The organism is Enterobacter sp. 296B2 (assembly GCF_034106185.1).
Lineage (GTDB): Bacteria > Pseudomonadota > Gammaproteobacteria > Enterobacterales > Enterobacteriaceae > Enterobacter > Enterobacter cloacae_N.
Genome location: NZ_JAWNCA010000009.1, coordinates 112,689 through 125,154 on the forward strand (window position 1 = coordinate 112,689; position 12,466 = coordinate 125,154).

The 12,466-nt window shown below is 59.8% G+C and carries 13 protein-coding genes; 9 read left to right on the forward strand and 4 right to left on the reverse strand.

Annotated features, from left to right (window positions below; all coding sequences use genetic code 11):
- Positions 1-29 precede the first annotated feature (29 nt).
- From chuS to URZ40_RS09355, 4 genes are read left to right on the forward strand one after another with little or no spacing between them, the layout of a single operon-like run.
- Positions 30-1,058: a hematinate-forming heme oxygenase ChuS gene (chuS, locus tag URZ40_RS09340; protein ID WP_320720421.1), complete on the forward strand. Its 1,029-nt coding sequence runs from the start codon at positions 30-32 to the stop codon at positions 1,056-1,058.
- Positions 1,055-1,876 (forward strand): hemin ABC transporter substrate-binding protein, encoded by an 822-nt coding sequence (locus tag URZ40_RS09345; protein WP_302218786.1) that lies wholly within the window; start codon positions 1,055-1,057, stop codon positions 1,874-1,876. Before chuS ends, URZ40_RS09345 begins: the two co-directional genes overlap by 4 nt.
- Complete coding sequence (locus tag URZ40_RS09350) at positions 1,876-2,868, forward strand: iron ABC transporter permease (protein WP_320720423.1); 993 nt, start codon at positions 1,876-1,878, stop codon at positions 2,866-2,868. Before URZ40_RS09345 ends, URZ40_RS09350 begins: the two co-directional genes overlap by 1 nt.
- Positions 2,861-3,640: a heme ABC transporter ATP-binding protein gene (locus URZ40_RS09355; RefSeq protein WP_320720425.1), complete on the forward strand. Its 780-nt coding sequence runs from the start codon at positions 2,861-2,863 to the stop codon at positions 3,638-3,640. The genes URZ40_RS09350 and URZ40_RS09355 overlap by 8 nt, the downstream gene beginning before the upstream one ends.
- Here the strand turns inward: URZ40_RS09355 and URZ40_RS09360 are convergent.
- Complete coding sequence (locus URZ40_RS09360) at positions 3,607-4,530, reverse strand: LysR family transcriptional regulator (protein ID WP_320720427.1); 924 nt, start codon at positions 4,528-4,530, stop codon at positions 3,607-3,609. The two genes, URZ40_RS09355 and URZ40_RS09360, sit on opposite strands and share 34 nt — an antisense overlap.
- A 140-nt stretch (positions 4,531-4,670) precedes the next feature.
- Between URZ40_RS09360 and URZ40_RS09365 the strand changes: the two genes are divergently transcribed.
- The 5 genes from URZ40_RS09365 to URZ40_RS09385 are packed head-to-tail and all read left to right on the forward strand — an operon-like array spanning position 4,671 to position 9,445.
- Positions 4,671-5,378, forward strand: coding sequence for a CoA transferase subunit A (locus tag URZ40_RS09365; RefSeq protein ID WP_116340487.1), 708 nt, complete (start codon positions 4,671-4,673; stop codon positions 5,376-5,378).
- 2 nt (positions 5,379-5,380) lie between these two features.
- Complete coding sequence (locus URZ40_RS09370; RefSeq protein WP_320720428.1) at positions 5,381-6,037, forward strand: CoA transferase subunit B; 657 nt, start codon at positions 5,381-5,383, stop codon at positions 6,035-6,037.
- Between the two features lie 9 nt (positions 6,038-6,046).
- Positions 6,047-7,228 carry an acetyl-CoA C-acetyltransferase gene (locus URZ40_RS09375; protein WP_302218788.1) on the forward strand — a complete coding sequence of 394 codons (1,182 nt, stop codon included), beginning with the start codon at positions 6,047-6,049 and terminating at the stop codon, positions 7,226-7,228.
- Between the two features lie 44 nt (positions 7,229-7,272).
- On the forward strand, positions 7,273-8,664 hold the full coding sequence (locus URZ40_RS09380) for a GntP family permease (RefSeq protein WP_233002392.1): 1,392 nt from the start codon (positions 7,273-7,275) through the stop codon (positions 8,662-8,664).
- A 10-nt stretch (positions 8,665-8,674) separates the two neighbouring features.
- The gene (locus URZ40_RS09385; RefSeq protein ID WP_166710839.1) at positions 8,675-9,445 is read left to right on the forward strand and encodes a 3-hydroxybutyrate dehydrogenase; all 771 of its coding nucleotides are present in this window, start codon (positions 8,675-8,677) and stop codon (positions 9,443-9,445) included.
- Positions 9,446-9,488: 43 nt separating this feature from the next.
- Here URZ40_RS09385 and selO read toward each other — a convergent pair whose 3' ends face one another.
- From selO to URZ40_RS09400, 3 genes are all read right to left on the reverse strand, one after another.
- Complete coding sequence (selO, locus tag URZ40_RS09390; RefSeq protein WP_320720430.1) at positions 9,489-10,931, reverse strand: protein adenylyltransferase SelO; 1,443 nt, start codon at positions 10,929-10,931, stop codon at positions 9,489-9,491.
- A gap of 61 nt (positions 10,932-10,992) precedes the next feature.
- Positions 10,993-11,709 carry an EAL domain-containing protein gene (locus URZ40_RS09395; RefSeq protein WP_116340500.1) on the reverse strand — a complete coding sequence of 239 codons (717 nt, stop codon included), beginning with the start codon at positions 11,707-11,709 and terminating at the stop codon, positions 10,993-10,995.
- A gap of 292 nt (positions 11,710-12,001) precedes the next feature.
- Entirely contained in the window at positions 12,002-12,466 is a 465-nt protein-coding gene (locus URZ40_RS09400) for an NlpC/P60 family protein (RefSeq protein ID WP_320720431.1), read from the reverse strand.

Genomic DNA, 12,466 nt, shown 5'->3' on the forward strand with positions numbered 1-12,466 from the left:
TCGGGGCCACTCTTCAGAAGGATAAGACAATGAATCACTACACACGCTGGCTTGAGCTAAAAGAAGAACATCCGGGTAAGTACGCGCGAGACATCGCAGGGTTAATGAATATCAGCGAAGCGGAGCTGACCTTTGCCCGCGTGGGTCACGACGCCTGGCGACTGCGCGGTGAAATCCGCGATATCCTGGGCGCGCTGGAAGCAGTGGGTGAAACCAAGTGCATCTGCCGCAACGAGTATGCCGTGCACGAGCAGGTTGGCAGCTTCACCAACCAGCACCTGAAGGGCCACGCCGGGCTGGTGCTGAACCCGCGCGCGCTGGATCTTCGCCTGTTCCTCAACCAATGGGCGAGCGCGTTTCACCTCAGCGAAGCCACCCCACGCGGCGAGCGGCAGAGCATTCAGTTCTTCGATCGCCAGGGCGATGCGGTGCTCAAGGTCTATACCACGGACAACACCGACCTCGCCGCCTGGGGCGATGTGCTGACCCGCTTTATCTTTGCCGATAATCCGCCGCTTGAGCTGGGCGCTGCGGATGCCCCGGCTCACGCCGAAAACGCGGATGCCGCTCTCGTGGATAAGGAGTGGCGCGCCATGACTGACGTGCATCAGTTCTTCAGCCTGCTCAAACGCCACAATCTCAGCCGTCAGCAGGCGTTTCGCCTGGTGGGCGACGACCTTGCCTGTAAGGTGGAGAACAGCGCGCTGGCACAGCTGCTGGAAACGGCACGTCAGGACGGCAACGAAATCATGGTATTCGTCGGTAACCGCGGCTGCGTGCAGATCTTCACCGGTGCAGTACAGAAAGTCGTGCCGATGAAAGGCTGGCTGAACATCTTTAATCCCGCCTTTACGCTGCATCTGCTGGAAGAAACCATCGCGGAGAGCTGGGTGACGCGCAAACCAACCGCAGACGGCCACGTCACCAGCCTGGAGCTGTTTGCCGCCGACGGCACGCAAATCGCGCAGCTTTATGGCCAGCGTACCGAAGGCGAGCCGGAGCAGAGCCAGTGGCGCAGCCAGATTGACGCCCTGACGCCAAAAGGGCTGGCCGCATGAAAACGTGGTTAGCCCTGCTGTGCGCCCTGCCTCTGGTAGCGTTTGCCGCCGCGCAGGAGAAAATTGTCGCCCTTGGCGGCGACGTGACGGAGATTGTCTATGCGCTTGGCGCGCAGTCTTCTCTGGTCGCACGCGACAGCACCAGCCAGTGGCCGCAGGCGGCAAACGATCTGCCTGACGTGGGATATTTACGTCAGCTCAACGCCGAAGGCATTTTGTCCATGCGCCCCACGCTGGTGCTGGCCAGCGACCAGGCGCAGCCGTCTCTTGCGCTGAAGCAGGTCGAACAAAGTCACGTCAGGGTGGTTACCGTTCCTGGCCGCAACGACCTGAGCGTCATTGACGAAAAGGTTCGGGTGATTGCCGACGCCACGCACCGTGAAGCCGAGGGGGAAGCCCTGCGCAACACGCTGCGCCAGGCGCTGGCGGCGCTGCCCGCAGCGCCCCTTAACAAGCGGGTGCTGTTTATCCTCAACCACGGGGGAATGACCGCGATGGCCGCCGGGCAGCAGACCGGCGCAGACGCCGCCATCCGGGCCGCCGGGCTGCAGAACGCGATGCAGGGATTCACCCGCTATCAGCCGCTGTCGCAGGAAGGAGTCATTGCCAGCCGGCCCGACCTGGTGGTGATTTCGCAGGACGGCGTGAACGCGCTGGGCGGCGAGGAAAACCTGTGGAAGCTGCCCGGCCTGGCGCAAACCCCGGCGGGACGGAACAGGCAGGTGCTGGCGATTGATGATATGGCCCTGCTGGGCTTCAGCGTGCGAACGCCGGATGCCATCCAGAAGCTGCGCACCAAAGCGGAGCAACTGCCCTGATGTCCCGGCGGATCGCATTGTCGTTGTGGATGCTGGCCGCGATCCTGAGCATCATGACGCTCACGGCGACGGGGTTTGGGGCATTGCACCTGCCGGTCAGCCTGCTGTGGAGCGGCAGCGATGAGACCATGCGTCAGATCTGGCTTACCATTCGCCTACCCCGCGTGCTGCTGGCGCTGGTGATTGGCGGTGCGCTGGCGCTGGCCGGCTGTGTGATGCAGGGGCTGTTCCGCAACCCGCTGGCGGACCCGGGTTTGCTGGGGATCAGCAGCGGCGCGGCGCTGGCGGTGGCGCTGTGGGTGGTTATTCCCGCCGCTTTACCTGCCCTGCTGATGCTGTACGCCCCGATGCTTGCGGCGTTCCTCGGCGCGCTGGCCGCAACCGTTCTTATCTTCCTGCTCAGCCAGCAGCGTCACGGCTCCTTGTCCCGCCTGCTGCTGGTGGGGATCGCCATCAACGCCCTGTGCGGCGCGGCCGTCGGGGTGCTCTCCTGGCTTAGCAACGATGCCCAGCTTCGCCAGCTTTCGCTCTGGGGAATGGGCAGCCTCGGGCAGGCGCAGTGGTCCACCCTGCTGGCGGTAACGTCGCTGATGGTGCCCGCGGTGCTGATTATCTGGCGGCTGGCCGGCCCGCTCAATTTGCTGCAACTGGGCGATGAAGAGGCGCACTATCTCGGGGTGGATGTTGCCACTGTGCAGAGGATCCTGCTGCTGTGCAGCGCCCTGCTGGTTGCCGCGGCGGTGGCCGTCAGCGGCGTGATCGGCTTTATTGGCCTTGTGGTGCCGCACCTGATGCGCATGTGGCTGGGAGCCGACCACCGGGCCGTCGTTCCCGGCTCGGTGCTGGCCGGCGCGCTGCTGCTGCTGGTTGCCGACACGCTGGCGCGCACCCTGGTCTCCCCGGCGGAGATGCCCGTCGGGTTATTGACCAGCCTTCTCGGTGCGCCGTGGTTCCTGTGGCTTATCTTTCGTCGCGGAGGTACGCATGGCTGAACGCTATTGTGCGGAGAACATTTTCTTTCACGCCGGGCAGCGGACGCTGATCGACGATGTGTCGCTTACTCTCTCTCAGGGTGAGCTGGTCGCACTGATTGGCCCCAACGGTGCCGGGAAGTCGACATTATTGCGGCTGCTTACCGGCTACCTCAAGCCCGCAAGCGGACGCTGCACTCTGGCCGGCACGCCGCTTGCGGACTGGCCGCCGGATACCCTCGCCCGCTACCGGGCGGTGATGCGCCAGAATACACAGCCTGGATTCGACTGGCCGGTAGAAGCGGTGGTCGGTATGGGCCGGGCGCCCTGGACTCGCGCCCCTGAAGCATCAGTGGTTGAGGAAGTGATGGCGATTACGGGCTGTTTACCGCTGGCGGGCAGACACTATTCGACGCTCTCCGGCGGCGAGCAGCAGCGGATCCAGCTCGCCCGCGCGCTGGCCCAGCTCTGGTGCGACGGGGCACCGCGCGGCTGGCTGTTTCTTGATGAACCCACCTCCGCGCTGGATCTCTACCACCAGCAGCATCTGCTGCGCCTGCTGAAATCCCTGACCCGTCGGGGTCACCTCCATGTCTGCGTGGTGCTGCACGACCTCAATCTGGCGGCGCTGTGGGCAGATCGCATTATGCTGATGCACAACGGCAGGCTGGTCTCCCGCGGCGCGCCCGAGGACGTGCTGCAGGCCGGGACGCTGGCGCGCTGGTACGGCGCGCAGGTGTGCGTTGGCAGCCACCCGGATCACCCCGTACCGCAGGTATTTCTCGCCCCCTGAGTGGGCTGGTAAAAATCCTTCAGCGTTTCCAGCAGGGCATGCGCCGCCTTAGAGAGCTGCGTGTGCCCTGGATGGATTGCTCCGATGCACTTTTCAATAGGCGGGCTATCCAGCGGGATACAGACCGCGCCCAGTGCCGTCATCTGCGCCTCGCAGAGCGCCGGTACGGCGCTGCCGCCCAGTCCGCTGGCGACCATGCGCCCTACCGTCACCAGCTGATGACTCTCCAGCGCCACGTCCAGCTTTCTGCCGCTTCGCGCCAGCTCCTCCTCCATCATCAGACGTACCGCCGAAGGGCGCTGCAGGGTAATGAAATCTAGCGTCAGCAGCTCTTCCCAGGCCAGCCGCTTTTTGCCCGCCAGCGAGGAATCTTTAGGCACAATGGCAACAAACCTGTCGAGCCCCAGCGGCGTAAACAGCAGGTTGTGCGTGGGGGCCGGTTCGAAGGCGATCCCCATCTCAACCCGCCCTTCACGCACCATCTCAATCACCTGCTCGTTGATGACGTCATGCACGGTGACGTTGATCCCGGCGTGGCGATCGCGAAACGCTTTCAGCACCTCGGGCAGGACATTCGCGGCAAACGACGGCATGGCGGCGACCGAGATTTTACCGCGCTGCAGGGTAAAGCACTGGTGCATCGCCTCTTCGACGTTATCCCAGTCGGCAAGCAGCTGGCGCGCCATCGGCAAAAACGTCTCTCCCTCCTGCGTCAGCGCGACCTTGCGCGTGCTCCGCTGCAGCAGCGGGCCACCGAGCGCGTCTTCCAGACTTTTAATCGTCAGGCTCAGTGCCGGTTGGGAGAGATTTAAGCGTTCGCTGGCGTGCGCGAAATTGAGAGTGTGAGCTACCGCTAAAAACGCGCGTAACTGTTTGACACTCATTCTCATTTTTCATCCTGTTAACTAATTGAAAAGAATTAGTTAACAGTAAATTAATAAAAAAACCAAATGAGTGGGTCACAAATTCAAAATTAACAAATGAGTCGCCGCCCCTAATGATACCGGCACGGTTAACGGGAGGGATGACTATGGCAGGACTGGATAAGCGCGTCGGCAGCTATGCGCAGGCGCTGGATGGGCTGACGGACGGAATGACCTTGCTGGCAGGCGGCTTCGGTCTGTGCGGCATTCCGGAGAACCTTATTGCAGAGGTCAGACGCCGTCAGGTGAAAGATCTGACCGTGGTGTCAAACAACTGCGGCGTGGACGGTTTCGGTCTCGGGATACTGCTCGAAACGCGGCAGGTACGCAAAGTGGTGGCCTCTTACGTCGGCGAGAACGCACTGTTCGAGCGTCAGGTGCTGAGCGGCGAGCTGGAGATTGAACTCACGCCGCAGGGCACGCTGGCGGAAAAGGTGCGCGCGGGCGGCGCGGGCATTCCGGCATTTTACACGGCCACCGGCTACGGCACGCCCGTGGCTGTCGGTAAAGACGTGCGCCAGTTTGCGGGGAAGCACTACATCCTTGAAGAGGCTATTACCGGTGATTTCGCGCTCATTAAGGGCTGGAAAGCGGACTGGTACGGCAACGTTATCTATCGCCATACCGCGCAAAACTTTAATCCGCTGATGGCAACAGCGGGCCGGATAACGGTGGTGGAGGTGGAAGAGATTGTTCCGCCGGGTGAGCTGCCCCCCTCGGCCATTCATACCCCGGGAATTTACGTCGACAGGCTGATTGTCGGCCAGTTTGAAAAACGCATTGAGCAGCGCACGCTGCGCGCCGAAGGAGTGTGACGATGTTAACCCGTGAACAGATGGCCATGCGCGTCGCCCGCGAGCTGCGCGACGGTTACTACGTCAACCTGGGGATCGGCATCCCTACCCTGGTGGCGAACTACATTCCGGACGGGATGGATGTGATGCTCCAGTCGGAAAACGGGCTGCTGGGGATGGGCGCGTTTCCTGATGATCAGAGCCTTGACGCCGACATGATCAACGCCGGTAAACAGACCGTGACCGCGCGGACAGGCGCGGCCATTTTCGACTCGGCCCAGTCGTTTGCCATGATCCGCGGCGGCCATGTCGACCTGACCGTGCTGGGCGCGTTTGAAGTGGACGTGGAGGGCAACATTGCCTCGTGGATGATCCCCGGAAAGATGGTGAAGGGCATGGGCGGCGCGATGGATCTTGTCGCCGGGGCACAGAACATCATCGTGGTGATGACCCACGCCTCAAAAAGCGGTGAGTCAAAGCTGCTGCCGCGCTGCACGCTGCCGCTCACGGGCGCGGGCTGCATCCGTCGGGTCCTGACCGATCTTGCGCTGCTGGAAATCGAGGACGGCGCGTTCATCCTGCGGGAATACGCCCCGGGCGTCAGTATTGACGAGATCGTGCGTAAAACGGCAGGGAAAATCATTGTGGCGGATGACGTGCGCGAGATGCGCTTCAACTGAGGGGTCAGCATGAAAAAGGTCATGATTGTCGGGGCAACGCGAACCCCCATAGGCAGTTTTCGCGGATCGCTCTCGTCCCTTTCTGCGGTTGAGCTTGGGGCCGTCACGGTACGGCACCTGCTTGAGAACAGCGGTCTCAGCACAGAGCACATAGACGAACTGATTTTCGGACAGGTGCTGACGGCCGGATGCGGGCAAAACCCTGCGCGCCAGACGGCCATCAGCGCCGGATTGCCCGTCAGCACACCGGCGACCACCGTAAACCTGGTGTGCGGCGCGGGCTTAAAAGCGGTGCAGCTCGCCGCCCAGGCGATCCGCTGCGGCGACGCGGAGGTGGCTATCGCCGGCGGTCAGGAGAGCATGAGCAACGCGCCGTATCTGCTGGACGGCGCACGTGCCGGGCTGCGTTTCGGGCATGCGGGCCTTAAGGACAGCATGATTACCGACGGCCTGTGGGACGCCTTCAACGATTACCACATGGGGCTCACCGCTGAAAACGTCGCCCGTGAGTATGACATTTCCCGCAAGGACCAGGACGCCTTCGCCGCCCGGTCGCAGCAAAAAGCGGCCTCCGCCATCGAAGCGGGTCGCTTTGACGACGAGATAGCGCCGGTGACGGTGAAACAGGGTAAAAAACCGCCGCTTATCGTCAGCCGTGACGAACAGCCCCGGCCATGCACCACCGCTGAGAAGCTGGCCCAGCTGCGCCCCGCATTTTTACACGAGGAAGGCACCGTCACAGCGGGGAATGCCTCCACGCTCAACGACGGTGCTGCCGCGGTGCTGCTGATGAGCGAGGAAAAGGCGCGGGAGAGCGGATTGCCTGTTTTTGGCCGCATCGTAAGTTACGCCGTGACGGGCGTTGATCCGTCGGTAATGGGTATCGGCCCGGTCAGCGCCTGCCGGACGGCACTGGCGCGGGCGGGCTGGACGCTCGACGAGGTGGACCTCATTGAAGCTAACGAAGCCTTTGCCGCCCAGGCGCTGGCGGTGGGCCAGCAGCTTGGCTGGGATGAACGCAGGGTGAACGTTAACGGCGGCGCTATCGCCCTGGGTCATCCGATTGGCGCCTCCGGCTGCCGCATCCTCGTGACCCTGCTGTACGAAATGCAGCGCCGTGACGTTAAAAAAGGGCTCGTCACCCTGTGCGTAGGCGGCGGGCAAGGCATTGCTCTCACCGTCGAGCGTTAAGCCTCTCGTTGGTACCCGAATAATAATTAAAGTGAGGAGTCGTAATGAGTGTGTTAATAGCCCTGGCGGCGCTGGCGCTGCTGATGCTGGCGGCCTATCGCGGATATAGCGTTATTTTGTTTGCGCCGATCGCGGCGCTCGGCGCCGTGCTGCTGACCGATCCGGGTGCCGTCGGCCCGACGTTTACCGGCCTGTTTATGGAAAAGATGGTGGGCTTCGTCAAGCTCTACTTCCCGGTATTCCTGCTGGGTGCGGTGTTTGGCAAGCTGATTGAGCTTTCCGGTTTTTCACGCTCCATCGTCGCCGCCGCGATCCAGATCCTCGGGCGTCGACACGCCATCCCGGTGATTGTCCTGGTGTGTGCGCTATTAACCTACGGCGGCGTTTCACTGTTCGTGGTGGCGTTTGCGGTGTACCCGTTTGCCGCCGAGCTGTTTCGCCAGAGCGGCATCCCTAAGCGGCTGATCCCGGCCACCGTCGCGCTGGGGGCGTTCTCGTTTACCATGGACGCTCTGCCCGGCACGCCGCAGATCCAGAATATCATCCCCACCAGCTTCTTTGGTACGAACGCCTGGGCCGCGCCGTGGCTGGGGCTTATTGGCTCACTGTTTATTATCGTCTTTGGCCTGCTCTGGCTGGAGCGCCAGCGGCGTAAGGCGCTGAATAACAATGAAGGTTACGGCACGGATCTGAAAAATGAGCCCGAAACGCCGGATAACATTAACCTCCCGCATCCGCTGATTGCTATCTCCCCGCTGCTGCTGGTGGGCATACTGAACCTGCTGTTTACCCGCTGGATCCCCGGCTGGTACGGCACGACCCACGAGCTTACTCTGCCTGGTCTGGCGAAACCGATTGTCACCGAGGTGGGCAAGATCACCGCCATCTGGGCCGTGGAAGCGGCGCTGATCTCCGGTATCGTGCTGGTGCTGATTTTTGGCTTTCGCAATATCCGTGGGCGTCTGGCTGAAGGCAGTCGGACCGCGGTGAGCGGTGCCATTCTGGCGGCGATGAATACCGCCTCCGAATACGGTTTCGGCGCGGTTATCGCCGCCCTGCCCGGGTTCCTGGTGTTATCCAAAGCGCTGGCGGCCATTCCGAATCCGCTGTTGAATGAGGCCATCAGCGTGACCGTTCTCGCGGGGATCACCGGCTCGGCGTCCGGCGGAATGAGCATCGCCCTTGCGGCGATGGCCGATACCTTTGTTGCTGCCGCCCATGCGGCCAATATTCCGCTTGAGGTGCTGCACCGCGTGGCCTCGATGGCGAGCGGCGGGATGGATACGCTGCCCCATAACGGCGCGGTGATTACCCTGCTGGCTATCACCGGCCTGAGCCATCGCCAGGCCTACGGCGGCATTTTCGCAATCACCATCATTAAAAGTCTGGCAGTGCTTTTTGTCATTGCCGTGTTCTATCTGACCGGCATTGTGTAAGGAGAGAAAAATGAATCTGAACGGTAAAACCGCCCTGGTGACCGGCTCGACCAGCGGCATTGGCCTTGGGATCGCCCGCGTGCTGGCAAAGGCGGGCGCGCAGCTGATCCTCAACGGTTTTGGCGACAGCGCATCGGCACGGGAAGAAATTGCGCAACTGGGTAAAAAGCCGGGCTATCACGATGCGGATCTGCGGGACGTATTGCAGATTGAAGCCATGATGCGCTACGCCGAATCGCAGTTTGGCGGCGTGGACATTCTTGTGAACAACGCCGGGATCCAGCACGTGGCCCCGGTCGACGCCTTTCCGGTGGAGAAGTGGAACGACATTATCGCCATAAACCTCTCCGCAGTGTTTCACACCAGCCGGCTGGCGCTGCCGGCCATGCGCGAGAAAAACTGGGGGCGCATTATCAATATTGCCTCCGTTCACGGGCTGGTCGCGTCGAAAGAGAAATCGGCCTACGTTGCGGCCAAGCATGGCGTAGTGGGCTTTACCAAATCGCTGGCGCTGGAAACCGCCCGCACGGGTATTACCGCCAATACCATCTGCCCCGGCTGGGTACTGACGCCGCTGGTACAACAGCAAATTGATAAGCGCATCGCGGATGGCGTGCCGCCGGAGCAGGCTCGCGAACAGCTCCTTGCAGAGAAACAGCCTTCAGGGGAGTTTGTTACCCCGGAGCAGTTGGGTGAACTGGCGCTGTTTTTGTGCAGCGAGGGCGCCGTGAACGTTCGCGGCGCCGCGTGGAATATGGATGGCGGCTGGGTTGCTCAGTGATGAACAGGCCGGGTAAGGCGACCCTGCCGCCCGGCCAAAATCCTTAACTTGAGCAGCTGACTTCCAGCCGCTTGCCCCAGTCGGGCGGGCGGCTGACGTAATCATCATCCCGGTCGGCAAACGGCGTGCGCAACGCCAGATGCAGACGGTGTAGCTCGTCATACTCGCCCTGCTCTGCCTGCTCAATCGCCCGCTGCGCCAGCCAGTTGCGCAACACCATTGCCGGATTCGCTGCGTTCATCTGTACCTGACGTGTAACATCGTCTACCTGCTCCTGCTGCAGCCGCGTGCGGTACTGTGTAAACCAGTCGTCAAACGCCTGCCGGTCAATAAACTCGTCGCGCAGCGGCGAGGCGGCGCTGTGCTGCTCCGTCTGGCCCAGCATGCGGAAGGTGCGGGTGTAATCGCTCCCTTCACGCGCCATCAGGGCAAACAGTCCGTTAAGGATGTCGTTATCACCCTTCTCCTGGGTCATCAGCCCCAGCTTGTTACGCAGCAGCGTGCCGTATTCCCGCAGCAAAAGGTCCTGATAGCTGTCGAGCGCATCGTTCAGGGCATCGACGTCGATAAACGGCGATAAAGTTTGTGCAAGCCGCTGGAGGTTCCACAGCCCAACCGCGGGCTGATTGTCAAAGCTGTAACGCCCCTGATAGTCGGAATGGTTGCAGATATACCCCGGCTGATAATCATCCAGGAAACCAAACGGACCGTAATCAAAGGTCAGGCCAAGAATCGACATATTGTCCGTGTTCATGACCCCGTGAGCAAAGCCTACCGTTTGCCAGCGCGCAATCATCGTGGCGGTACGGGCAACCACGTCCCGGAACCAGAGAACGTATTTATCCGCCTCATCCTGCAGATGCGCCCAGTGGTGGCGAATGGCGAAGTCCGCGAGCTGGCGAACCTTGTCCGGCTCGCGGCGATAGTAAAAGTGCTCAAAATGACCAAAGCGCAGATGGCTTTGCGCAATGCGCATCAGCATCGCCCCCTTTTCCACCGTTTCGCGCGTCACCGGCGTGTCGCTGGTGACGATCGACAGCGCGCGGGTAGTGGGAATACCCAGCGCATGCATCGCTTCGGATGCCAGGCTTTCGCGTATTGTAGACCGCAATACCGCCCGCCCGTCGCCCATCCGTGAATATGGGGTAAGACCTGCGCCTTTGAGATGCCAGTCAACCGTCTCTCCGTTGGGAAGGCGTTGTTCGCCGAGCAGGATCCCCCTGCCGTCGCCCAGCTGCCCCGCCCAGACACCAAACTGGTGTCCGCTATAGACCTGAGCCAGAGGCTGCATACCGGGGAGAAGCGTATCTCCTCCCCAGACGCCAGCGCTGTCTGAACGCTGAAACATATCAGGCGGAATGGCCAGCTCATCGGCCAGCCGATCGTTATGCCAGATAAGACGTGAATTATGTAACGGTGTTGGTTTGAGTGCGGTGTAAAAGCCAGGCAACTCGTCATGCCAGTGAGCGGTAAAAGACAGGGTCATAAGTCCTCCTGCTTTTAGTGTAGAGGGTTTACCCGGACTTAAACACGGGCGAAAGGCAGGGTTATCGCTGCTGAACGAGCGTTGTGACGTGCTCCGGCGAGACGGCTGGCCAGAGCGCGCCCTGCATGGCACCAAAATTAAAGGACAGGACGCGCTGCAGCAGAGCGTGGTCGTCAATGCCGGAGACGATCACCGACTGGCAGTGCGGCGTTATTTGCCAGAGGATCGCGCGCATAAAAGGCTCGAAAGAAAGCTCCGAAGCACGCTGCTGGATGAATCCTTTATCAAGAATAACCCGTTTAAATAATCCATCATAGACGGCCTTGAGCGATGCAGCACCGGCACCAAAGTTTGCCAGGACCAGCGGAAAATGGATCGCCATTCTTGCCAGTTGCAGATCGTCCTTTCCGTTATTTAAACCTGGATAGTTCTCATTAACAGTAAACTCAAGAAACGGATAACGCTCAAGAATTGAAACAGCATTCCCATTACTTAATAAAAACTCAACAATTGCTGGTGTAATATTGATCCATGCAATTAACTGATGCTGAATAAAAAACAGTTTACAGGTATCAAGCAATTGCAGTTTTTCGTTAAACAGCGCTAACTCTTCTGCCGCTGAAAGCCGGGGGATAACGAGCTCGGTAGGGATCCTCACATCGGTGCCGACGCCAGTAAAGTTAACCAGTATTTCTAAACCTTTTAGCTCGCCTGCACTATTACGGGCAGGCAGAAGCATCAGTTCAGACTGGTAAGCATTATCTAGCGTAATAATCATTGCACTCGCCCCGCATTAAAGATGAGAGAGGACATCCTGGAGCAATTGCTGACACAATTCCACTGTCTTGATTTTAATAAGTTTAATTTCATTAGTTCCGTATTAATTTTCAGATTTATCCCTGAATCTAAAATAATCTTATCCTGGTTACAGAGTAATAGCCAGTTTTAGATAAAACAGACACATAAGGATGTTGCTAATTTAGGTAAATTTAACTTTAATCAGCTTATTTGAGAAAAAACGGCATGGTTTAATAGTTACCATGCCGACATAAAAAACGTGTCCGGGCAGACTAAATACGTCGCGCCTGCCAGAAATTTTTACGCCAGTACACGTTATCAAGAGAAGAGCGCATCACGCCGCGGCTGGTAGATGCATGAATAAACTGGTTGTCTGTATCATATATGCCAACATGCAAACCGCTTTCTCCCGAGCCGGTTTTGAAAAAGACCAGGTCCCCGGGCAGGAGATCGTCTTTATCAATTTCTGTTCCTATTTCCGCCTGTTTGCGCGTGTCTCGCGGAAGCTGTAGATCAAACTTGTCACGAAACGTCATCAGGACAAAGCCTGAGCAGTCCACTCCGCCGCGGCTCATGCCGCCGTAGCGATAAGGCGTACCGCGCCAGTTGCTCAGCTGATCGTTAAGGCTGGCAATGACGGTGATAGAATCTGATAGCCGCGGGTTAGGCGGCGGTGCACGATGGCTGCTGCATCCCGCAAGAAATAGTGCCGCCATGAGGAGAAACCAGAATCGCAT

What these genes read in the sequence shown, in the direction of transcription:
- URZ40_RS09400 (WP_320720431.1), bottom strand. Translation starts at nt 12,466, where the DNA reads ATGCGATTCTGGTTTCTCCTCATGGCGGCACTATTTCTTGCGGGATGC.
- URZ40_RS09385 (WP_166710839.1), top strand. Translation starts at nt 8,675, where the DNA reads ATGAATCTGAACGGTAAAACCGCCCTGGTGACCGGCTCGACCAGCGGC.
- URZ40_RS09370 (WP_320720428.1), top strand. Translation starts at nt 5,381, where the DNA reads ATGTTAACCCGTGAACAGATGGCCATGCGCGTCGCCCGCGAGCTGCGC.
- chuS (WP_320720421.1), top strand. Translation starts at nt 30, where the DNA reads ATGAATCACTACACACGCTGGCTTGAGCTAAAAGAAGAACATCCGGGT.
- URZ40_RS09350 (WP_320720423.1), top strand. Translation starts at nt 1,876, where the DNA reads ATGTCCCGGCGGATCGCATTGTCGTTGTGGATGCTGGCCGCGATCCTG.
- selO (WP_320720430.1), bottom strand. Translation starts at nt 10,931, where the DNA reads ATGACCCTGTCTTTTACCGCTCACTGGCATGACGAGTTGCCTGGCTTT.
- URZ40_RS09345 (WP_302218786.1), top strand. Translation starts at nt 1,055, where the DNA reads ATGAAAACGTGGTTAGCCCTGCTGTGCGCCCTGCCTCTGGTAGCGTTT.
- URZ40_RS09365 (WP_116340487.1), top strand. Translation starts at nt 4,671, where the DNA reads ATGGCAGGACTGGATAAGCGCGTCGGCAGCTATGCGCAGGCGCTGGAT.
- URZ40_RS09375 (WP_302218788.1), top strand. Translation starts at nt 6,047, where the DNA reads ATGAAAAAGGTCATGATTGTCGGGGCAACGCGAACCCCCATAGGCAGT.
- URZ40_RS09395 (WP_116340500.1), bottom strand. Translation starts at nt 11,709, where the DNA reads ATGATTATTACGCTAGATAATGCTTACCAGTCTGAACTGATGCTTCTG.
- URZ40_RS09360 (WP_320720427.1), bottom strand. Translation starts at nt 4,530, where the DNA reads ATGAGAATGAGTGTCAAACAGTTACGCGCGTTTTTAGCGGTAGCTCAC.
- URZ40_RS09380 (WP_233002392.1), top strand. Translation starts at nt 7,273, where the DNA reads ATGAGTGTGTTAATAGCCCTGGCGGCGCTGGCGCTGCTGATGCTGGCG.
- URZ40_RS09355 (WP_320720425.1), top strand. Translation starts at nt 2,861, where the DNA reads ATGGCTGAACGCTATTGTGCGGAGAACATTTTCTTTCACGCCGGGCAG.